19 protein-coding genes are annotated in these 19,919 nt (G+C 69.6%); 7 read left to right on the top strand and 12 right to left on the bottom strand.

The annotated features are described in order from the left end of the window. Window positions 1-10: 10 nt before the first annotated feature. Window positions 11-979 carry an Acg family FMN-binding oxidoreductase gene (locus OG558_RS39460; RefSeq protein ID WP_329478782.1) on the bottom strand — a complete coding sequence of 323 codons (969 nt, stop codon included), beginning with the start codon at window positions 977-979 and terminating at the stop codon, window positions 11-13. Between the two features lie 212 nt (window positions 980-1,191). On the opposite strand from OG558_RS39460, the gene OG558_RS39455 reads away from it, so the two are divergent. From OG558_RS39455 to OG558_RS39435, 5 genes are all read left to right on the top strand, one after another. Next, window positions 1,192-1,752 (top strand): hypothetical protein, encoded by a 561-nt coding sequence (locus OG558_RS39455; RefSeq protein WP_329478780.1) that lies wholly within the window; start codon window positions 1,192-1,194, stop codon window positions 1,750-1,752. Between the two features lie 5 nt (window positions 1,753-1,757). Continuing rightward, complete coding sequence (locus OG558_RS39450; protein ID WP_405067587.1) at window positions 1,758-2,630, top strand: universal stress protein; 873 nt, start codon at window positions 1,758-1,760, stop codon at window positions 2,628-2,630. 112 nt (window positions 2,631-2,742) lie between these two features. Then, window positions 2,743-3,675, top strand: coding sequence for a universal stress protein (locus OG558_RS39445; RefSeq protein WP_405067586.1), 933 nt, complete (start codon window positions 2,743-2,745; stop codon window positions 3,673-3,675). A 21-nt stretch (window positions 3,676-3,696) separates the two neighbouring features. Further along, entirely contained in the window at window positions 3,697-4,266 is a 570-nt protein-coding gene (locus OG558_RS39440; RefSeq protein ID WP_405067585.1) for a flavodoxin family protein, read from the top strand. Between the two features lie 9 nt (window positions 4,267-4,275). Continuing rightward, complete coding sequence (locus tag OG558_RS39435; RefSeq protein WP_405067584.1) at window positions 4,276-4,524, top strand: hypothetical protein; 249 nt, start codon at window positions 4,276-4,278, stop codon at window positions 4,522-4,524. A gap of 37 nt (window positions 4,525-4,561) precedes the next feature. Here OG558_RS39435 and OG558_RS39430 read toward each other — a convergent pair whose 3' ends face one another. Continuing rightward, entirely contained in the window at window positions 4,562-4,741 is a 180-nt protein-coding gene (locus OG558_RS39430) for a zinc-binding dehydrogenase (protein WP_405072276.1), read from the bottom strand. A 49-nt stretch (window positions 4,742-4,790) separates the two neighbouring features. After that, a complete protein-coding gene (locus OG558_RS39425) occupies window positions 4,791-5,438 on the bottom strand; it encodes a helix-turn-helix domain-containing protein (protein WP_405067583.1) in 648 nt (215 codons plus the stop codon). 227 nt (window positions 5,439-5,665) lie between these two features. Between OG558_RS39425 and OG558_RS39420 the strand changes: the two genes are divergently transcribed. Next, window positions 5,666-6,322, top strand: coding sequence for a response regulator (locus tag OG558_RS39420; RefSeq protein ID WP_405067582.1), 657 nt, complete (start codon window positions 5,666-5,668; stop codon window positions 6,320-6,322). 44 nt (window positions 6,323-6,366) lie between these two features. On the opposite strand, the gene OG558_RS39415 is transcribed toward OG558_RS39420, so the two are convergent. The 3 genes from OG558_RS39415 to OG558_RS39405 form a co-directional block, all read right to left on the bottom strand. Next, window positions 6,367-6,870 carry a flavodoxin domain-containing protein gene (locus OG558_RS39415; RefSeq protein ID WP_405067581.1) on the bottom strand — a complete coding sequence of 168 codons (504 nt, stop codon included), beginning with the start codon at window positions 6,868-6,870 and terminating at the stop codon, window positions 6,367-6,369. Window positions 6,871-6,941: 71 nt separating this feature from the next. Then, window positions 6,942-7,766 carry a universal stress protein gene (locus OG558_RS39410; protein ID WP_405067580.1) on the bottom strand — a complete coding sequence of 275 codons (825 nt, stop codon included), beginning with the start codon at window positions 7,764-7,766 and terminating at the stop codon, window positions 6,942-6,944. Continuing rightward, window positions 7,763-10,141 carry a phosphoketolase gene (locus tag OG558_RS39405; RefSeq protein ID WP_405067579.1) on the bottom strand — a complete coding sequence of 793 codons (2,379 nt, stop codon included), beginning with the start codon at window positions 10,139-10,141 and terminating at the stop codon, window positions 7,763-7,765. The genes OG558_RS39410 and OG558_RS39405 overlap by 4 nt, the downstream gene beginning before the upstream one ends. 128 nt (window positions 10,142-10,269) lie before the next feature. Here OG558_RS39405 and OG558_RS39400 point away from each other — a divergent pair, with 128 nt between their 5' ends. Further along, complete coding sequence (locus tag OG558_RS39400) at window positions 10,270-12,978, top strand: GNAT family N-acetyltransferase (RefSeq protein WP_405067578.1); 2,709 nt, start codon at window positions 10,270-10,272, stop codon at window positions 12,976-12,978. On the opposite strand, the gene OG558_RS39395 is transcribed toward OG558_RS39400, so the two are convergent. The 6 genes from OG558_RS39395 to OG558_RS39370 all read right to left on the bottom strand — a co-directional run bounded on the left by OG558_RS39395 (window position 12,979) and on the right by OG558_RS39370 (window position 19,854). Continuing rightward, on the bottom strand, window positions 12,979-14,346 hold the full coding sequence (locus OG558_RS39395; RefSeq protein WP_405067577.1) for an MBL fold metallo-hydrolase RNA specificity domain-containing protein: 1,368 nt from the start codon (window positions 14,344-14,346) through the stop codon (window positions 12,979-12,981). Continuing rightward, complete coding sequence (locus tag OG558_RS39390) at window positions 14,343-14,702, bottom strand: hypothetical protein (RefSeq protein WP_405067576.1); 360 nt, start codon at window positions 14,700-14,702, stop codon at window positions 14,343-14,345. Before OG558_RS39390 ends, OG558_RS39395 begins: the two co-directional genes overlap by 4 nt. Continuing rightward, on the bottom strand, window positions 14,699-15,676 hold the full coding sequence (locus OG558_RS39385; RefSeq protein ID WP_405067575.1) for an Acg family FMN-binding oxidoreductase: 978 nt from the start codon (window positions 15,674-15,676) through the stop codon (window positions 14,699-14,701). The genes OG558_RS39390 and OG558_RS39385 overlap by 4 nt, the downstream gene beginning before the upstream one ends. A gap of 98 nt (window positions 15,677-15,774) precedes the next feature. Next, window positions 15,775-17,520: a GAF domain-containing protein gene (locus tag OG558_RS39380; RefSeq protein WP_405067574.1), complete on the bottom strand. Its 1,746-nt coding sequence runs from the start codon at window positions 17,518-17,520 to the stop codon at window positions 15,775-15,777. A gap of 22 nt (window positions 17,521-17,542) precedes the next feature. Beyond that, a complete protein-coding gene (locus tag OG558_RS39375) occupies window positions 17,543-17,998 on the bottom strand; it encodes a pyridoxamine 5'-phosphate oxidase family protein (RefSeq protein ID WP_405067573.1) in 456 nt (151 codons plus the stop codon). Between the two features lie 122 nt (window positions 17,999-18,120). Then, complete coding sequence (locus tag OG558_RS39370; RefSeq protein ID WP_405067572.1) at window positions 18,121-19,854, bottom strand: GAF domain-containing protein; 1,734 nt, start codon at window positions 19,852-19,854, stop codon at window positions 18,121-18,123. Window positions 19,855-19,919: the final 65 nt, after the last annotated feature.

Genomic DNA, 19,919 nt, shown 5'->3' with positions numbered 1-19,919 from the left:
TCCTGTGTTCTCAGAACCATTGGTCGAAGGAATCGCGCCAGTTCCGGCGGAACGTGCCGCCGTTGGACTGCGCGGGGTAGCCGATCCGGATCACCATCTGCGGCCAGAAGCAGTCGCCGATCAGGTCCCGGACCTGGAGCCGCGGGGCGGTGCGCTCGAGCACTTGATTGAGGAACGAAGCGGTGAGGTCGTACGACGTGGCCACGAGCAGGACCCGCTGCAAAGCGTGGCCGGCGCGCACCCAGGCGGCGGTGTCCTCGTTCCGGGTGCTGAGCACGGCGATGGACGGGTGGCTCTCGTAGACGGCCTGGCTGCGATGACTGCTGTCGAAGCCGGCGGACAGGTCGCGGACGAAGCCCGGGCGGGTGGGGAGCGGACCGAGCGCGCTGTCCTGGATCCCGTCGCCCGATCGGTCTCCGCCGATCCAGCGCTGACGTTCGTGCAGCCGATCCTCGTCGTGCAGGTCGTCGGCGTCGGTGCGCCGAACGATGGTGCCGAGCTGTGTCAGCTCGCTCGGGCCGAGCCAGTGCAGCTGAGCACGTTCGGCCCGCGCCGCCCCGTCGAGCTTCCGCAGCACCTTCGGTGAGACTGCGTGCTCCAGGAGCGGACCGCGATACGTGTGCCTGCGACGGATCTCGCCGTACAGACTGCTGAGGCCGGGCACCCGAGTCTCGCGGTCGGCGAGGAAGATGCGGGCGGCGATCTCCGGGTACTGCGGATCCGGGTTCGCCGCCACGCGGGACTCGTGGCCGAGCATCGCGGCCGCCACCCGGAGGTTGAACACCGCCGCTCCGATGCCGATCCGCGCGGCGCGACCGGCAGGATCCGCGGCGGGCAGCGTGCGCTCCTCGTCGAGCAGTACGTCGACCACCGGCCCGTGGACCTCGAACCGCCACGGCTGCGTGTTGTGGATCGACGGCGCCTGCACCGCGGCCGTCAGCAGGATGCCGACCTCGTCGTCGGTCAGTACAGCGTTCATCTGAACTCCGTTCTCACCGGCACGCGGGCAATGCCCAGCCGGAGCTGGTCCTTCCGCTCCCAGCGTGCGCGGGTGTCGAGCGGCGTCACAGCGGCATACGTCCCGAGATGACAGGCCCTTCGGCGGGTGGCGGTGAGGTGACAACGGCCCTGACCGGCGGCGGGGGCGAGATCCACGATCGAGGTGTCCGCATCGAGTGAGAGGAACAGACCATGACCACCACGCCGCACCGCCGCGACCTACCGACTCCGGCGATGGAACCCGACGGCGATCAGTACCCGATCATCACCACGGCGGCCGGGCGTGCGCTCGCCGTCCTCCGGATCGCGTTCGGCCTCGAATTCCTCTGGGCGTTCCTCGACAAGGTGTTCGGCCTCGGCTACGCCACCCCGTCCGGCAAGGGCTGGATCGACGGTGGCGACCCGACCGCCGGCTTCCTGGGCAAGGGCACCAGTGGCCCGATGAGCGACTTCTACCACTCGCTGGTCGGTGACTGGTGGGTCACTCCGCTGTTCATGATCGGCCTGGCCGGAATCGGTCTCGCGCTGACTCTAGGCATCGGAATGCGGATCGCCGCCGTCTGCGGCTCGCTGCTGTACCTGCTGATGTGGTCCGCGAACCTGCCGCCGCAGACCAACCCGGTGCTCGACGATCACATCCTCGGCGCCATCACCCTCGTCGTCCTCGCGCTCGTTGCCGCCGGCAACGTGTGGGGGTTCGGCCGCTGGTGGGGCAAGCTCGACATCGTCCGCCGGTACCCGTGGCTGCGGTGAGCACAATGACCGCCAAACCGGTCATCCACGTGGGGGTCGACGGCTCCTGGCGTGACACCGGTGCCCTGGAGTGGGCCCTGCTCGAGTCGCTGCTCCGGCACGAGCCTCTCCAGGCGGTGCATGTGATCGAGGATCGGCCCCGGCATGCACCGGGCTGGCAAGCGGACGTCGTGGACGACTCCTCGTTGGAGCTCGTCGGCGAGGTGCAGAAGTACCTGGACGAGAGCCCCGGCTCGCTCGACCACGAGGCTGATCTCGTGGTCGGGCCACCGGCCCGGACGCTGACCGAAGTCGCGGCCGGCAGCCGGATGCTGGTGGTCGGCCGCCGGGGGATGGGGACGTTCCAGCGACTGCTGGTCGGCTCCACCTCGGAGGTGGTCGCGGCCACCGCGCAGGTCCCGGTCGTGATCGTGCCCGAGCACTGGAAGCCCGGCGACCACTCCGGTCCGGTGCTGGTCGCGGTCGACGACTCCGACAACAACCCGGCGATCATCGAGTTCGCCATCGAGGAAGCGACCGAGCGTGGCCTGGCCGTGCGGCTGGTCCATGTCTGGGACCTTCCAGCCATGTACAGCTGGGACGCGATGAACGTCGCCGGCGTCAGGGCCGAATGGACCGAGAACGCCGAGCGCCACTTCGAGAACGTGACAGCCGAGTGGCGGCAGAGGTATCCCGGACTGACGATCCATGCGGATGTCCGCCGCGGCCACCCGGTCGACGGCGTCGTCACGGCGGCAACCGAATGGGACGCCCAGCTCCTGGTCATCGGCACCCGCCACCACGCCAGGCTGACGTCCTTCCTGCTCGGATCCGTGACCCGTGGTGTGCTCCACCACGCGACGTGCCCGCTGGCCGTCGTACCGACGACGAGTAGTTGATGGCCGAAGGTCCTCCACAGATCCGTCCATCCGGCGGGAGCGGACGGCCCGCACGACCCTGTCGGAGCCGCCGAGGTCGGCGCAGGCTCGAAGTGACAAGAGAGGTGAAGAGATGAGTACTTGGACACGTACCGGGCCGATTGTGGTCGAGGTCGACGGAACCGCGGAGAATCTGCGGATCGTGGACTACGCGGCCGCAGAGGCACTTCGGAGCGGGGCCGAGCTGGTGCTGGTGGCACCGTATTCGGCACACGGTTCGTTCTCGCCGATGATGCCCGGGTATGCGCCGAAGACGCCGGCCGAGCTCGCGGATGACGCGTTGCGGGCGGCTGTCGCGCATGTGCGGCATCGGGACGGCTACGCGATGGCGCTGGCCGCGGTCGCCGGCGAGGGGTCGCGGGTGCGGGTTCTCGCGCACGCCGCGCGGAAGGCGCGGATGCTGGTGGTCGGCAGGGCACGCAGCCGTGGTCCACAACGCCTGATGAACACGCACACGAGTCTGACGCTGGCGAGTCGGGCCGGCTGCCCGGTGGTCGTCGTACCGGCGTCGTGGAAGCCGTCGCTGGTGGACCGGAAGGTTGCCGTTGGCATCGATGGTACGGCGCTGTCGTCGGAGGCACTAGAGTTCGCCTTCGCTGTCGCCGCCGGCCGGGAGGCCGACCTGGTCGTCGTGCACGCGGGTCTGCCCGCGGAGCACGCCTGGAACGACGAAGACCCCGAACACTCGTGGATCAGCCGGGCGGATCACCTGCTGTCGGAGACGCTCGCCCCGTGGACGAGCCGGTTCCCGGACGTGAAGGTGACGCGGTTCCTGAGCAGCCGTCAGCCGTCTGCCGCACTGGTGCACGAAAGTTGCGAGGTGGGCCTGGTCGTGGTCGGTTCACACACTGGTCCGCTGCCGGTCGACCCGGTGGCGCGCCGTTCGGTGGCCGCGATGACCTGCCCGGTCGCGATCGTGCCGCATCACGTGACCGCGGCCGAGCGCGAGCCCGCGGAGCAGCAGCGCGACGCCCTGCGCGGCGAGCTCGTCGTACCGACGTACTGACCCTGATCGGAGGCCTTGATCATGTCCGAGACCGTACGTGCGCTCGTGGTGTACGAGTCGATGTTCGGAAACACCGAGCGGATCGCGCGAGCGATCCGTGACGGGCTGCAGCAGAGTGTCCCGGCCGAGATCGTCCCGGCGTACCGGGCGCCGACCGTGGTCCCCGCCGACGTACGACTGCTGGTCGTCGGGGGACCGACGCACGCGTTCTCGATGAGCCGTCCGTCCACCCGGCAGGAGGCGCGGAAGCAGGACGACGTGGTGATGCCGATCGAGGTCGGGATCCGCGAGTGGCTCGACGCCCTGGCGACCGATACGCGGTCCAGCACCGGACGCCGGTCGAAGCACCTCGAGGTGGCGACATTCGACACGCGGATCGCCAAGGTCCGCCGGCTGCCCGGGTCGGCCGCACGGTCGGCCGCGAAGCTGCTGCGGAAGCTGGGGTTCCGGCTGATCTCTCCGTCGACGAGCTTCTTCGTGGACGAGTCGACCGGGCCGATCCGCGAGGTCGAGATCGAGCGCGCCCGGCAGTGGGGCGACGAGCTCGGCCGGCTGCTCACCACCTCCGCGACGGCGGCCCTGAGGCGCTGAGGAGGACCGATGATGCAGATGGGTTATGGCACAGGTATGGGCATGGGCTGGATCCTGTTCGCGGGGATCCTGTGGGTGCTCGTCGCCGCTGCGGCCGTGTGGGTCGCCGTCCGGCTGGTCCACCAGTCGCGTCCGAGGCCCACCAGCCTCCCGTCCCCGCTCGACATCCTCGAGCGCCGCTTCGCCGCCGGCAAGCTCACCCGCGACGACTTCGACGAAGCCCGCGCCCGCTTGCGGGAACACGAGCTGGATCGGTGATTCACGCAGGACCAGATGCGACGGTCGCTGATGCGCATCACCTGGACGGGTTGAGAGGTTCGACCACCAGGACGAGCTTCCCGCGCGCGTGACCGTCCTCGCTGACGCGGTGCGCCGCCGCCGCGATCTCGCCGAGCGGGAAGGTCTGCGCGACCGGGAGCGAGAACTGCCCGGACTCGATCAGCTCGCCGATCTCGGCGAGCGCGTGCACCGCGATCCGGACCTCGCCGCGGCGCCGAGGAGCTGCCGTTGCTGGTGGCAGGTGCTCACCAGGAGCGAATGCGGCGGCCAGTGATGCGGTGCGGTTCGATGGCCATGTAGGACTCGCGGGTTCCGCCGGCCCAGGGCTCGACCCGGCCGCGGGCGGCGTCGAGTTCTTCGCGCGTGACCGGGCGGACCATGCCGTGCACCAGGACGCTCCAGCCGTCGTGCAAGGCCTCGTCGGTGAAGTCGATCTCGAAGGCGATCGGGGCCAGGTCGAACTGCGCGACCGCGCTGTCGGCCGCGGTCCGGAAGATGATCAGGTCGTTGAGGTAGCAGTAGTTGACCGGGAAGACCACGAGCTCGTCGGCTCCGTTGTACGCGATCCGGCCGACATCACCGGCGTCGATGAGCTTCACGCACTCCTCCTTGCGCATCGGCTCGAGTACGGGCGCGGTCGGTGACTGCCGAGGGGTTCTGGGCCGATAGGGCCCGGTCAGGTCGCCGACGCTGATGTCGAGGGCACGCGACAACCGGATGAGCTCCGCGCCGGTGAGAGCGAACGCCCGGGTCTCGATGTTCTCGATGCGCTCCGTGCTCACGCCGGTCCGCTCCGCGACTTCCGCCGTACTCAGGCCGAGGGCCAGCCGGCGGCCCCGAATGCGGATGCCGAGGTCGCTCGGCTTGCCTGTGGTCCCTGATCTGGTGTCCATCGGAGTCCGCCTTCCCATCGATTTCTGCAGTTCCAGACAATCAGGCGGGCACCCGGGCGGGCAGGGCATGATGTCCTGAAGAACCAGGGCCGGTCGGCACGTTCGCGCCGAAGGTCCCGCCCGGGGTAGGACCGTTGCCCCTGGCGCGTACCGCGCGGGGAACGAGATCCTGATGTGGGCGTGCCGGGCCACGTCGTACGGTGGGTGAAAAGCCGAAGGAGACGGTGATGACGATCAAGGTGTTTCTGCTCGACGACCACGAGGTGGTCCGGCTGGGACTGCACCAGCTGCTCGACGCGGAGCCGGACATCGACGTCGTCGGTGACGCCTCGACCGCCGCGGAGGCGATCGCGCGGATCCCCGCCGTACGCCCCGATGTCGCGGTCCTGGACGTCCGGCTGCCCGACGGCGACGGCATCACCGTCTGCCGCGAGATCCGTTCGTCGATGGAGACTCCGCCGGCCTGCCTGATGCTCACGTCGTACTCCGACGACCAGGCGCTCTTCACCGCGATCATGGCCGGCGCGGCCGGCTACCTGCTGAAGCAGATCCACGGCGACGCCCTGATCGACGCGGTACGGCGGATCGCCGCCGGCGAATCGCTCCTCGACCCGACCATGACGATGAAGGTCCTGGAACGCCTCCGCCACCCGGTCGCCGACGAGGACCCGAGGTACGCCGCGCTCACCGAGCAGGAACGTCGCATCCTCGCCGAGATCGCCGAAGGCAAGACCAACCGCCAGATCGCCCAGTCGCTCTACCTGGCCGAGAAGACCGTCAAGAACTACGTCTCCTCGCTGCTGCGCAAACTCAACCTCGAACGCCGCACCGAGGCAGCCGTCTTCGCCATCGAACACTCGAAGAACCACCCGCAGCAGCGGTAGGTGGCCACTTCAGCAGCCGAGGAAGTGCCCGGTGCAGCCGGTGGCTAGTGCCGGCCGGCGGGGATGGCGGTGCTGATGTCGGCGGCCCAGGCGCGGATCTTGGCCCAGTCGCGGGAATCCCCGGCCAGGTTGCCTTTGGCGAGTCGGCGGGCGAGGAAGCCTTTGGCGGTGGCGGCTTCGAGCCGGCCGGCGAAGGTGACCGCTGGAGTGGCTCCGATGTCGCGCGCGAGACGGCGTACGGCGGGAGGCATCTGCTGGTCCTGGTCCTTGTCGGGGCCGACCGGGCCGCTGTGGAACAGCCAGACCTGGCGCGTGCGCAGCTCGTCGACGTTCGCCCGCAGGAAGTGGACGGCTTCGCGCCGCCAACGGCGGATGTAGATCGCGCTGCCGAGCACGACAGCGCCGTACGGATCGATGGTACGGACCTGAGCGACGTCGAGGACGTCGACGTCGTGGCCGTGCTCACGCAATTCGGCGCCGATCGCCTCCGCGATGCCGGCGGTCGCGCCCATCTTGCTGGCGTAGGCGACCAATACCTTCCTGGACATCGAGACCTCCTTGTTGTCACCCCAAGCACACCAGTCGCGGGCACGGCCCCGGCAGTGCCGAACGGCCTCGGCTAGCGGGCCTCAGGGCCCTCGATCGCCGCGCGTGGGATGACGGCGACCGGGCAGGCGGCCTGGTGCAGCATGGTCTGGCTTACGGAGCCGAGCAGCAGCCCGGCGAAGCCGCCGCGACCGCGGGACCCGACGACCAGGAGTTGTGCGTCGGCGGACCACTCGAGCAGAAGTTCTGAGGGATGACCGGGCACCTCGATCACCTCAGCGGTCCGCGCGTCCGCGTGAGCCCGGAGCGCGGCCGTGAGGTCGTGGTCGTCGTCCTCGTCGTCCGCCAGGACCGTCACGATCCGGGCGGCGAGTTCGTGTCGCCTCGCATACTCGAGCCCGAAGTCGACCGCCGCGTCGGCGGCCGCGGACCCGTCGTACCCGATCACCACCCGGCTGCCCACCAAGGAGTCGTCGCTGGGGCGTACGACGACCACCGGACAGTGCGCGTGGGCGGCGAGCTCCAGTCCGGTGGAGCCGACGAGCAGGCTGACGACCCGCCCGGACGCCCGGCTGCCGATCACGATCAACCCGGCGTCCCGGGACGCGGCCAGCAGAACCGGCGTGGGAAAGCCATCGACCCGCTCTGCTGTGATGGGCACACCAGGGTCGAAGCTGTGCGCCACCTCGAGCGCCTCCGCGACGATCTTGTCGCCGGCGGCGCGCAGCCCCGGCGCCATATCGCTGGGTCCGAGCGGAACCCGGAACTCCGCCCACACGAACGCGTGCACCAGCTGCAGACCGACCCCCCTGGCGGCGGCCTCGGCGGCACCCCACCGGATCGCGTTCTCGGAGTCGGCCTCGCCGTCGATGCCGACGACAACCTTCTTCGCCGTCACGTCGACGTCCCTGGCCAGCGCCAGTTCGTGATCTCGGGCATGTCCTCGCCGTGGGCCAGGATGTAGGCGTGGTGTCGCGCTCGCTGGTCGATGAGCCATTGGCGGATCTCGGCGGCCCGCTGACCGAGCCCGGGGACCCGGTCGATGACGTCGAGGGCGAGGTGGTAGCGGTCCAGGTCGTTGCGGACCACCATGTCGAACGGCGTTGTGGTCGTGCCTTCCTCCTTGTAGCCACGGACGTGGAGGTTGTGGTGGTTAGTCCGCCGGTAGGTGAGCCGGTGGATCAGCCACGGGTACCCGTGGTAGGCGAAGATGACGGGCCTGTCCGTCGTGAACAGCGCGTCGAAGTCGGCATCGGCCAAGCCGTGGGGATGCTCGCTGGCCGGTTGCAGGCGCATCAGGTCGACCACGTTGACGACCCGGACCTTCAACGACGGCAGGTGCTCGCGCAGCAGGCTCACCGCGGCGAGCGTCTCCAGCGTCGGTACGTCGCCCGCGCACGCCATCACCACATCGGGTGAGCCGTCGTCGTTGCTCGCGAAGTCCCAGATGCCGAGGCCGCGCGCGCAGTGCAAGGCGGCGTCCTCGGGGCCGAGCCAGTCCGCCTGGGGCTGCTTGCCGGCGACGATCACGTTGATGTAGTCATGGCTGCGCAGGCAGTGCTCGGCGGTCGACAGCAGCGTGTTGGTGTCCGGCGGCAGGTAGACGCGGATCACCTCGGCCTTCTTGTTCACCACGTGGTCGATGAATCCGGGGTCCTGATGGGAGAAGCCGTTGTGGTCCTGCCGCCAGACGTGCGAGGTGAGCAGGTAGTTGAGCGAGGGGATCGGTCGCCGCCACGGGAGCGAGCGGGTGACCTTGAGCCACTTCGCGTGCTGGTTGACCATCGAGTCGACGATGTGCACGAACGCCTCGTAGCAGGAGAACCAGCCGTGCCTGCCGGTCAGCAGGTAGCCCTCGAGCCAGCCCTGGCAGGTGTGCTCGCTGAGGATCTCCATCACCCGGCCGTCCACCGCCAGGTGCTCGTCGGTGGGCAGGACCTCGGCGTTCCAGGCTTTGCCGGTGACGTCGTACAGGGCGTCCAGCCGGTTGGAGGCGGTCTCGTCCGGACCGAAGACGCGGAAGTTCCGATGCGGCAGGCTGGCTCGCATCACGTCGCGCAAGTAGTCGCCGAGGACCCGCGTGGGCTCGTGGTCGGTTTCGCCCGGGCCGGCGACCGGTACTGCGTACTGCGTGAGCTCCGGCAGCTCGAGGTCCTGCGATAGCAGGCCGCCGTTGCTGTGCGGACTGGATCCCATCCGGCGGTCATCAGGTGGTACTTGCGCGAGCAGCCGGGCAACCGGCCGGCCGTCGGCGTCGAACAGTTCTTCCGGCCGGTAGCTGCGCATCCATTGCTCGAGGAGCCGCAAGTGGTCCGGTGACGTCCGTACGTTCGTCAGCGGCACCTGATGTGACCGCCACGTCCCTTCGACCTGCAGGCCGTCGACCTCGTGCGGTCCGGTCCACCCCTTGGGCGTGCGGAGGACGATCATCGGCCAGCGGCGACGAGGTGTTCCCTCATGGGCGCGCGCTTCGGCCTGGATCTCGGCGATCTCGTCGAGCACCTGGTCGAGGGTCAGCGCCAGAGCCTGGTGGACGTGCTCGGGCTCGTCGCCGTCGACCAGGTACGGCTGGTAGCCGTAGCCCTCGAACAGCCGGGTCAGTTCGTCGTCACCGATCCGGGCCAGTACGGCGGGATTGGCGATCTTGTAGCCGTTGAGGTGCAGGATCGGCAGGACCGCGCCGTCGGTGCGGGGATCGAGGAACTTGTTCGAGTGCCACGAAGTCGCCAGCGGGCCGGTCTCGGCCTCGCCGTCGCCGATGACGCAGGCAACGACCAGGTCCGGATTGTCGAGTACGGCGCCGTACGCGTGGCTCAGGGAGTAGCCCAGTTCGCCGCCCTCGTGGATCGAGCCGGGCAGCTCGGGGGCGACGTGACTCGGGATGCCGCCGGGGAAGGAGAACTGACGGAAGAGCTTCGCCATCCCGTCGGCGTCCCGGGACACGTCCGGGTAGGTGTGGCTGTAGCTGCCTTCGAGCCACGTATTCGCCGCGATGGCCGGCCCGCCATGTCCCGGACCGATGACGTACATCATGCTCAGGTCGCGCCGTCGGATCACCCGGTTGAGGTGCGTGTAGAGCATGTTCAGTCCAGGCGTCGTACCCCAGTGACCGAGCAGGCGTGGCTTGATGTGCTCGGGCCGCAGCGGTTCGGTGAGCAGGGGGTTGCCGAGGAGGTAGATCTGGCCGGCGGACAGATAGTTGGCCGCTCGCCAATAGGCGTCGAGGTCGGCCACCTCGTCGGCGGACAGGGGCTTACCGATGAGCTCATCCATGGCTCCCAGCGTCGCGGCAGCGGGCAGTGCTCACCCAGAGTCGAAGGTCCCGCCGTCGTGGGACCCATCGGCACTGGCCTTTGCAGGCTTCGCCGCGGTGAGCTGGTGGGGTGTCGGAAGGAGACGCCATGACGGCGGTCGAGCAAGTGGGTGGGCGGTCCGGCGCGGGTTGGGATGTGCTCGCCTCGGACGGTTCGGTCGTGCGGATCCGTCCGCTCCGGGAGGACGACGAGCCGGCGCTGGAGGCGATGAACCGGCGGGTGTCGGACCGGTCGATCTACCTGCGATTCTTCGGGATCAGCCGATCCAACGCCGACCAGCACACGCACCACTTGGCGACAGTCCACGACGACGGGCATGTCGCGGTGGTGGCCGAGTACGGCGGCCAACTGGTGGGCGTGGCGAGTTACGAACCGCTGCGCGCGGGTGAGGCCGAGATGGCCTTCCTGCTGGAGGATTCGGTGCACGGCCGGGGGATCGGCACCCTTCTCCTCGAGCAGCTCGCAGCGATGGCCCGGGAGAACGGGATCCAGCGGCTGCGCGCCGACACCCTGGCCGAGAACGCGGGCATGCTGCGCGTGTTCGCCGACTCCGGTTTCGAACAGGTCCGCAGGCTCGACAGCGGTGTGGTCGAGCTGGTGCTGGATACGGCGTACCGGCCCTCGACGCTGGAACGGATGGCCGACCGCGAGCGGGCGGCTGAAGACCGTTCGCTGCACCGGCTGTTCTCGCCCCGCGCGGTGGCCGTGATCGGCGCCGGCCGGAACCCTGGCGGGATCGGCCACGAGGTCCTGCGGAACCTTGTCAAGGGCAACTTCACCGGACCCGTGTACGCCGTCAATCCGCACGCGGACCGGGTCGCGGACCTGCCGTCGTACCCGTCGGTCGCGGACGTGCCCGGTGAGGTCGATCTCGCGATCATCGCGGTCCCGGCCGAGCAGGTCCGGCAGGTCCTGACCGAGTGTGGCGCCAAGGGCGTGGGGGGAGCAGTTGTGCTGACCTCGGGCTTCTCCGAGCTCGGGGCTGCCGGGCACGAGGCGCAGCGGGAGATCCTCGAGGTCGCCCGCCGGAACAGCATCCGGCTGATCGGCCCGAACTGCCTCGGGCTGGTGAACACCGACCCGGCGATCAATCTGAACGCGACCTTCGCCGAGGTCTCGCCCACGCGCGGAACGCTGGCGATCGCGGCGCAGTCCGGTGCCGTCGGCATCGCGGTGCTCGATCAGGCGGCCCGGACCGGGCTGGGCATCTCCGAGTTCGTCTCCCTCGGCAACAAAGTCGATGTCAGCGGCAACGATCTGCTGCTGCACTGGTGGGGCGACCCGCGGACCGCGGTGATCGGGCTGTACCTGGAGTCGTTCGGGAACCCGCGCAAGTTCGGCGGGCTGGCCCGCCTGGTCGGCCGGACGAAGCCGATTCTCGTCGTGAAGGGCGGTCGTTCGGCGGGTGGCCGGCGGGCCGGCGCCTCGCACACTGCCGCGGCGTCGACTCCTGAGACCGCTGTGGACGCCCTGTTCGCGCAGTCCGGCGTACTGCGGATGGACACCGTCGAGGAACTGGTGGAGACGGCCCGGGTGCTGAGCGTCCGGCCGTTGCCTCGTGGCCGTCGGCTCGCCGTCGTCGGCAACGCGGGTGGTGCGGGAGTGCTCGCCGCTGACGCGGCCGGCCGGCTCGGTCTCGAACTGCCGGAGCTGAGCTCGGCTGTTCAGGGTGAGCTGGCGGCGGTCGGTGCGGTGGGCAGCGGCAACCCTGTCGACCTCGGCGCGGCCGCGTCTCCGAAGAGCCTGGCCCGAGCCTTGAAGGTCATCGTCGAGAGCGGCGAGGTCGACATCGTGCTGGTCTGCTATGCCGCGACGCGCGCCGGCCGGGTCGAGGACATCTACGACGCTGTCGCCAGGACCGCGACCCAGGCCGAGGTGCCGATCGTCGTGAACTGCGTCGGTGCGACTCACGCCGCGCCGGAGGTCGCGCTTGCGGACGGCCGTCGCTTGCCGGTGTTCCCGTTCCCGGAGAGCGCCGTGCGCGCGTTGGCCCATGCCGTTCAGTACGCCGAGTGGCGGTCGCGGCCGCAGGGCGTCGTACCGGAGCTGGCGCGGGTCGATGGTGTTGGAGCGCGAGCCGTCGTGCGGTGGTTCCTCGAGCAGAGCCCGGACGGTGGCTGGATGGGGCCGTTGCAGGCCGGCCAGCTTCTGCAGTGCGCCGGGGTTCCGGCGATCCCGGTCCTCGCCGCGTCGACTCGTTCCGAGGCGATCCGGGCGGCGGAGTCGGCGGGGTATCCGGTCGCACTGAAGACTGCTGCGCCCGGCGTCCTGCACAAGACCGATATCGGCGGTGTGCGGGTTGGGTTGGCGAACTCGGTGCAGGTGGCCACGGCGTACGACGAAGTTGTCGCCGCGGCCGGGGACCCGCAGGTCGTGGTGCAGGCGATGGCACCGAGTGGGACCGAGTTGGTGATCGGCGTGGTGCGGGACCGTCTGTTCGGGCCGCTGCTCATGGCCGGTAGCGGTGGCATCCTCACCGACCTGCTGGCCGACCGCCAGTGGCGCGGCCTACCGCTCACGGACCTCGACGCCATCGAGACGCTGCACTCACTGCGCTGCGCACCACTGCTGGCCGGCTACCGCGGCGCCCAAGCTGCGGACCAGGAGGCCGTTTTGGACGTCATCCACCGCATCGCCTGGCTCGCCGAACAGGTCCCCGAGCTGGCGGAACTCGACATCAACCCGCTGATCGCCGGCCCGTCCGGCGCCTTCGCGGTCGACATCCGAATGCGCCTCACACCGGCGAACCCCGAACCCGACTGGCACGCCCGCCGCATGCGCGCGGACGATGCGTGATCAGAGCCGGATCCGCTCGAGGTGGCTCGGCGCCACCGCGGTCCAGTCGAGCTCGTCCTGGATCCTCCGGACGAGTTCGGCGCGGGCGTGGTCCTCACCGTGCACGACGTGGACGACCTCCGGTGCCCGAGGCGTTGCGGAAAGCCACCCGATCAGCTCGTCGGAGTCGGCGTGCGCGGAGAACTCCGGCAGGCCGACTACCTGTGCGCGGACCGGGACGTAGCGGCCGTGGATCTTGACCGAGCGGGCGCCGTCGAGCAGCGCCCGGCCACGGGTGCCGGGAACCTGGAAGCCCGGGAGTACGACGGTGTTCCGGGCGCTCGGTAGCAGTCGGGCCAGGTGGTACAGGACCCGGCCGCCGGTGGCCATGCCGGACGCCGAGATGACAATCGACGGACGGCCGGGATCGCTGATCCGGATGGATTCCTCCACCGAGTGAACCAGGCGCAGGTCGCCGGGATCGAAGGGGTCCGGGCCACCGACGACCTCTGGCCGGAGCTCGGGTGACTTGGCGTCGACAGCCGCGCGATAGACGTTCAGCGCGGCCAGGGCCATCGGGCTGTTCACGTACACGGGCAGCTTGGGGATCAGGCGATCGTGAGCCAGACCAGTGAGCTCGTGCAGCAGGACCGCGGTCCGGTCGATGGCGAACGCGGGCATCAGGACGACACCGCCGCGAGCGGCCGTCGCGCTGATCAGCCGGGCCAGCCGGGCGTGGTCGAGCGGCTGATGGCGGCGATCGCCGTACGTGGACTCGACCAGGATGGTGTCGACGGCCGGCGGAAGTTCGGGTGGCAGGAGCAGCGGATGCTCCTGACGGCCGAGATCGCCGCTGACCAGCAGGCGGCGGTCGTCCTGCTCGAGGACGGCGAAGGCCGAGCCGAGGATGTGGCCGGCGCGATGGAGCGTGACCGTGGCGCCGCCGGGCAACTCGGCCTGACCGACGGACGGCCGGAACTGGCCGATGGCCCGCTCGGCATCGGCGGTGTCGAACAAGGGCAGCGGCGGATCGTGACGCGAGTACCCACCCTCGCGGGCGTGCTCCGCGTCCTCCACTTGGAGATGCGCGGCGTCGCGCAGCACGATCGCTGCAACCTCCGCTGTACCCGGGGTGCAGATCACCGGGCCGTGGAAGCCCTGGCGAACCAGGCTGGGCAGGTAGCCGCAGTGGTCCAGGTGCGCGTGGGTGAGGACGACGGCGGACAGTGATGCCGGGTTCACCGGGAACGGATCCCAGTTGCGCCGGCGCCAGCGGGCGTCGCCCTGGAACAGGCCGCAGTCGATCAGGATCCGCTGCTCGTCCTGCTCGACCAGGAACTTGCTGCCGGTCACCGTCCCGGCGGCGCCGAGGAAGGTGAGACTGGTCATCGCACGTCTTCGAGTGATCGCCCGTCCCGCAGAGCGGTTCGGGAGAGGGCGCGCAGTGCAGCCACTGTCTCGGCGATCTCCTCGTGGGAGGTGGGCGGGTGGACGGTTCGGTAGAGGTCGTTGCGGAGGTCTTCGAGGCGGTCGACGAGGTGCTCGATCTCGTGCGAGACGACCGCGTCCTGTGGCTGCTGGTGCGCGACGAGGGGCAGGATGTGGCCGCGGAAGGCCATGATCGTGTGCTGCGCTTCGGCGAAGCGGCGTTCCTCCAGGAACCAGCTGTCCGAGGCACTGTTCGCCGCGATGGTCTCGAGGTCGGCCTCCCAGCGGTCGATCTCCTGTTGCAGGGTGGTGGTCATGGCTGCTCCTTGGTGGTTCGGAAGTCGGCGATCGGCCGGCGGGCAGTTCCGACGCCGGGATGGCTGCGACTGAAGCGGATGATCATGTGGGCGTGCCCCGGCCGCTGGGTGAGGCGCTGCACCTTGCGGCGCAGGTCCTCGAACTCGAGCGGCTGGTTGAGGAACGACGCGCTGACGCCCTCTCGGGTCGCGGTCAGCAGGACACGTTCGAGCGCGGCGCCGGCGGTGACCTGGTCTGCGGGCTCGTCGAAGTCGGTGGACAGGATGGCGAGATCCGGGTTGGCCTCGAAGGTGCCCTGATCGCGGGCCCGGTCGGTCGGCCGGGTGGCCAGGTCCCGAACGGCCGCCGGGTAGCTGGCGGATCGTGGTCCGAGCGCCGAGCTCGGCACTCCTTCGGTGGTGCGCTCACCGCCGACCCAGTGGGCGCGTTCGGCGCGGCGATGCCAGTCCCTGATCTCACGCAGGTCGGTGTCGAGCACCAGGTCGAGCACGGCGCGGATCTCAGGTTCGCCGAGCCACGTCAGCTCGGCACCCTCGGCGAACGCCGCCCGCAGCAGACCGACGCGGATCTTCTCGGCCAACGGCGTCGGATCGGATGGGCGCCGGTCGGTGTGTCGGCGCGGAATCTGCTCGGCGAGGTTGCGAAGGTCGTCGTCCTGGGCGCTCGTGGGTTCGATGACGATGCGGGCCAGCAGGTCGGGTTCTTCCGGGTACGGCGCGAGGCCGAACCAGGTGCCGTAGCCGAGTGCGGCGGCCGCGCAGCGCAGGTTGAAGGTCGCGGCACCGGCCGCGATCCGCATCGCCCGGCCAGTGGGGTCCTCGGCGGGCAGGGTGCGTGAGCCGTCGAGGAAGAGGTCGATGACGTGACCGTTCACCTCGAACCGCCACGGCTGGGTGTTGTGCATGCTGGGCGCGGCGATGGCCGCTGCGAGCAGGCTGTCGACGTGCTCCGCCGGCAAGTGCTGGTCCGACATCGGTGGCTCCTCCCACTGGTGATACCTCAGCTTCGCGCCAGGGAGGAGGGTGGCGCTGCGGGCAAGAGTCCCGATTCGGGAGGCCCTTCGGCAGTCGGTCAGTCGCCGATCGGCGCCCTGAACTCCACCACCGTGCCGTGCGGCTCGTTGCCGGTGAGCTGGACGCTTCCGCCGAGGGCCTGAGCGCGCTCGGCGAGGTTGCGCAGCCCGCTTCTGCGATCGCTGGTCCCGATGCCGACGCCGTCGTCGGAGATCCGGGCCATCACCTCACCTGAGCCGACCGCTATCTCGACCGTCGCGTGGGAGGCCTGGGCGTGCCGGACGACATTGGACAGCGTCTCCCGGACGGTGGCGAGGATCTGCGGGCGGACGGGATCCGGTACGACGGTGTCGATCGGGCCGGTGCAGATCAGCTGGGGCCGGAATCCGAGTGGTTCGGCGTACTCCGCGACGAGCGCCTGAACGTCGCCGCGCAGCGAACTGGATTCCGGTGTCTGCTGAAGCTGGAAGATCGCGGCCCGAAGATCGTGGATGGTCGTGTCGATGTCCTCGACCGCCCGGCTGAGTCGATGCTGATCTTCGGGGCGGGCAAGCCGATGCATGCCCTGGAGTTGCAGCCCGGTGGCGAAGAGCCGCTGGATCACCAGATCGTGCAGATCCCGGGCGATCCGGTCGCGATCCTCGAGCACCGCGAGCACGTCGCGGTCGTGCTGCGCCTGGGCGCGTTCCAGGGCCAAGGTGGCCTGGCCGGCGAACATCCGGATCAGGTCCGTGCCCTCGGACACTCGCGTGGTGGACCCGTGTTCCATGGCGACCACGAGCAGACCGCCGGTGCCGGTGCCGCCGGCCGGCAGCGGCACCGTCGTCGTCCGCGCGAGGTCGGCCGCCTCGGGGAACTCGGTGAGGCCGCCGGTGTCCTTCAGCACCTGAGCCAGATCCTCGATCACCACCTGGGCGTGCCCGGTGATCGCGTGGCCGACCACCGGAAGGTCGGCCGGGACATGGCGGCCGAGGAAGCGCTCGAACTGCGGTGGTCCGTCGACTGCCCGCACGACGAGGTCGGAGTCCTCGATGAGCAGCACCGCTGCCACGAGTGCCCCGGACAGTTCGCGGGATCGCTGTGCGATCAGTTGGAGTGCTTGCCCGGGTTCGAACTCGCCGAGCATCAGCTGCGTGATCTCGGCGGTGACCTCGTGCCAGCGCCGGCGCTGCTCGGTATCGGCGTACAGCCGGGCGTTGTCGATCACGACCCCGGCGGCAGCGGCGAGTGCGGTCACCGTGCGTTCGTCGTCCTCGGTGAAGTCGGCGCCGCCGGTCTTCTCGGTCAGGTACAGGTTGCCGAAGGCGTGCTCGCGGGTCTGGATCGGAACACCGAGGAAGCTCTTCATCGGTGGGTGGTTCGCCGGGAAGCCGTACGAGCGCGGGTCCTCGGCGAGATCGTGCATGCGGATCGGTTCGGGGTGCTCGATCAGCAGACCCAGGATGCCGTGACCCTCGGGGTACGGGCCGATCGCGGCGATCTGCTCGTCGGTGACACCGTGGGTGATGAAGCGGACGAGCCGCTTGCCGTCCGGGCCGACGACACCGAGAGCGCCGTACTGGGCACCGGCCAGTTCGCAGGCGGCGCTCACGATGCGGTCCAGGGTGCTGTTCAAGTCGAGGTCGGCGCCGATGCCGACGACCGCGTCGAGGAGGGCGCGCAGGCGCTCCTGGGTGTCCATGACCTCGTCGACGCGGCCGAGGACCTCCTGCAGGAGGGCATCAAGACGCACCCGGGACAAGCCTGCGAACTCCAGCGCTCCTTCGTCCCAGCTTCCACTCCCTGACCGTGAGCCCTCAGCCACGGGTCCAAGGTACTCGAAAATATCACTGCTGGTGTGAGCTCGCGGCCCGAGGACGCTGCCCCCAGGGAACCAGGCGCCGCCCGTGGACGGATTCGATTCCGAGCCGGACCAGCTGTGGATCGTCCATCGGCAGCCACGAATGCAACGGCACGGTCTGGCGGAGCTCGGCGGTCTCCTCCGGGGAAACCACGGACAAGTGCCCGATGGCGGTCACGGTCCAGCCGAGGTGACGCTCGAGGTCCACGTCATCGGCCTCGAAGGCGACCACGTCACCCCGCTCCGCGGCCCGGAACTTGTCGCCGGTCGCGGTGCTGAACACGATCGTGTCGTCGTCCAGCACGAAGTTCACCAGCCGGACGGCGGGGAGACCGCCGTAGGTGTAGACCAGCCGCCCGAGCGGGACCGACTCGAGCAGCTCCAGGCAATCTGCCCGGCTGACGATCTGCAGACGCGAGTGATCGAACTGCTGCGTGCTCATGGGGGCCTCCCTGCGGTGGACAAACCAACGATCATCTGGCGGAGAGCGCCGCAGTAGGGCCGAAAGTCCCTGACTCCACTGGGACTCGGAGCAAGCGATCGTCGGGGCCCGGCGAGACGTGATCAGTTCAACGGGGTGCGCAGCTCCACCACGGTGCCGGTCGGCTCATTGAGACCGATGTGGACGGCGCCACCGAGTGCGGCGGCCCGCTCGCGAAGGTCGCGCAGGCCGGTCTGATGGGCATCAGGAGGCAGACCGACGCCGTCATCGGCAACCCGGGCGACGACCTCCTGGCCGGTGACGATCACCTCGACGGTAACGTGCGTTGCCCGTGCGTGGCGTACCACGTTCGACAGCGACTCCCTGATCGCGGCGAGGATCTGCGGACGGACAGCGGCGGGTACGGCGGTGTCGAGCGGCCCGGTGCAGGTCAGCGCGGGCCGGAAGCCCAGCGGCTCGGCGTACTCTGCGACCAGCGCACTGACATCCGCGCGCAAAGAGATGTCGTCGGGGCGATGATGGAGCTCGAAGATGGCGGCGCGCAGATCCGTGATGGTGGCGTCGATGTCGGCGACGGCCCGGCCGATCCGTTCCCGGACGTCCGGCCGTGCCACCTTGTGCATTCCCTGCAGTTGCAGGCCGGTCGCGAACAGCCGCTGGATGACGAGGTCGTGCAGGTCCCGGGCGATCCGATCCCGGTCCTCCAGGACGGCGATCGTCGACCGATCGCGTTGTGCTTGAGCGCGCTCGAGAGCGAGCGTCGCCTGGTTGGCGAACATCCGGAGCAGATCCGTCCCCACCGTCACGGAGAGGGTCGCGCTCTGGCTGGCGGCGACGATCAGGAGCCCGCCCGTACTGAGGCTGCCGGATGGAAGTGGCGCGATGATAGTGCGCCCGAGCATCTCGACCTCCGGGACCTCGGTGAGTATGCCGTGTTCCTTCACGAGTTGGGCGGCGTTCTCGATCACCACCTGCTGATCACCGCGCATGATGTCGCCCAGCACCGGAAGATCGGCCGGGATCTGCCGTCCGGTGTACGGCTGGAACGCCGCCGGGCCGTCGACGGCCTCGATGACGAGTACGTCGTCGAGCACGAGCAGAACCGCCCCGACCAGGGAACCGGACACCTCTCTGGCCCGGCGGGCGATCAGTCGCAAGGCATCGTTCGGGTCGTAGTCACCGAGCATGAGCTGGGTGATCTCCGCGGTCACCTCGTGCCAGCGTCGCCTGCGTTCGGTGTCGGCGTAGAGGCGGGCGTTGTCGATCACGACTCCCGCCGCCGCGGCCAGCGCGGTCAGGGCGCGCTCGTCGTCCTCGGTGAAGTCCGCACCGTCGGCCTTCTCGGTGAGGTAGAAGTTGCCGAAGACGTGGTCCCGGGTGCGCACCGGCAGACCGAGAAAGCTCTTCATCGGCGGGTGGTTCGCGGGGAAGCCGAACGATCGGGGGTGTTCGGACAGGTCGCGCAGGCGGAGCGATGCGGGGTGATCGATCAGCGCGCCCAGCAGGCCGTGTCCCTCGGGTAGTGGCCCGATCGCCGCGATCTCTTCGGCGGTGACACCGTGGGTGATGAACCGGCTCAGCCGCTTGCCGTCCGGTCCGACCACGCCCAGCGCGCCGTAGCGGGCGCCGACGAGCTCACAGGCCGAGGTGATGATCCGGTCCAGCGTGCTCGTGAGGTCGAGGTCGGCGCCGATGACGACGACGGCGTCCAGCAGCGCACGCAACCGCTCCTGCGAGTCCATGATCTCGTCGACGCGGCCGAGAAGCTCCTGCAGGAGGGCGTCGAGCCGGACCCGGGACAGCCCGGCGAACTCCAGCGCGCTCTCGTCCCAGCGATCGCTCGGGGCCTCACTCACATACCCAAAGCTAACCGGTCGTCACCAGTGGCGGAACTGCCCGGCCAAGCGGCGGGCAGATCGTC

The organism is Kribbella sp. NBC_01510, from assembly GCF_045040325.1.
Classification (GTDB): Bacteria; Actinomycetota; Actinomycetes; order Propionibacteriales; family Kribbellaceae; genus Kribbella.
This window is presented reverse-complemented; position numbering and strand designations above follow the sequence as displayed.

Coding starts and splice junctions, on each gene's coding strand:
- OG558_RS39460 (WP_329478782.1), bottom strand. CDS start 979: ATGAACGCTGTACTGACCGACGACGAGGTCGGCATCCTGCTGACGGCC.
- OG558_RS39455 (WP_329478780.1), top strand. CDS start 1,192: ATGACCACCACGCCGCACCGCCGCGACCTACCGACTCCGGCGATGGAA.
- OG558_RS39450 (WP_405067587.1), top strand. CDS start 1,758: ATGACCGCCAAACCGGTCATCCACGTGGGGGTCGACGGCTCCTGGCGT.
- OG558_RS39445 (WP_405067586.1), top strand. CDS start 2,743: ATGAGTACTTGGACACGTACCGGGCCGATTGTGGTCGAGGTCGACGGA.
- OG558_RS39440 (WP_405067585.1), top strand. CDS start 3,697: ATGTCCGAGACCGTACGTGCGCTCGTGGTGTACGAGTCGATGTTCGGA.
- OG558_RS39435 (WP_405067584.1), top strand. CDS start 4,276: ATGATGCAGATGGGTTATGGCACAGGTATGGGCATGGGCTGGATCCTG.
- OG558_RS39425 (WP_405067583.1), bottom strand. CDS start 5,438: ATGGACACCAGATCAGGGACCACAGGCAAGCCGAGCGACCTCGGCATC.
- OG558_RS39420 (WP_405067582.1), top strand. CDS start 5,666: ATGACGATCAAGGTGTTTCTGCTCGACGACCACGAGGTGGTCCGGCTG.
- OG558_RS39415 (WP_405067581.1), bottom strand. CDS start 6,870: ATGTCCAGGAAGGTATTGGTCGCCTACGCCAGCAAGATGGGCGCGACC.
- OG558_RS39405 (WP_405067579.1), bottom strand. CDS start 10,141: ATGGATGAGCTCATCGGTAAGCCCCTGTCCGCCGACGAGGTGGCCGAC.
- OG558_RS39400 (WP_405067578.1), top strand. CDS start 10,270: ATGACGGCGGTCGAGCAAGTGGGTGGGCGGTCCGGCGCGGGTTGGGAT.
- OG558_RS39395 (WP_405067577.1), bottom strand. CDS start 14,346: ATGACCAGTCTCACCTTCCTCGGCGCCGCCGGGACGGTGACCGGCAGC.
- OG558_RS39390 (WP_405067576.1), bottom strand. CDS start 14,702: ATGACCACCACCCTGCAACAGGAGATCGACCGCTGGGAGGCCGACCTC.
- OG558_RS39385 (WP_405067575.1), bottom strand. CDS start 15,676: ATGTCGGACCAGCACTTGCCGGCGGAGCACGTCGACAGCCTGCTCGCA.
- OG558_RS39375 (WP_405067573.1), bottom strand. CDS start 17,998: ATGAGCACGCAGCAGTTCGATCACTCGCGTCTGCAGATCGTCAGCCGG.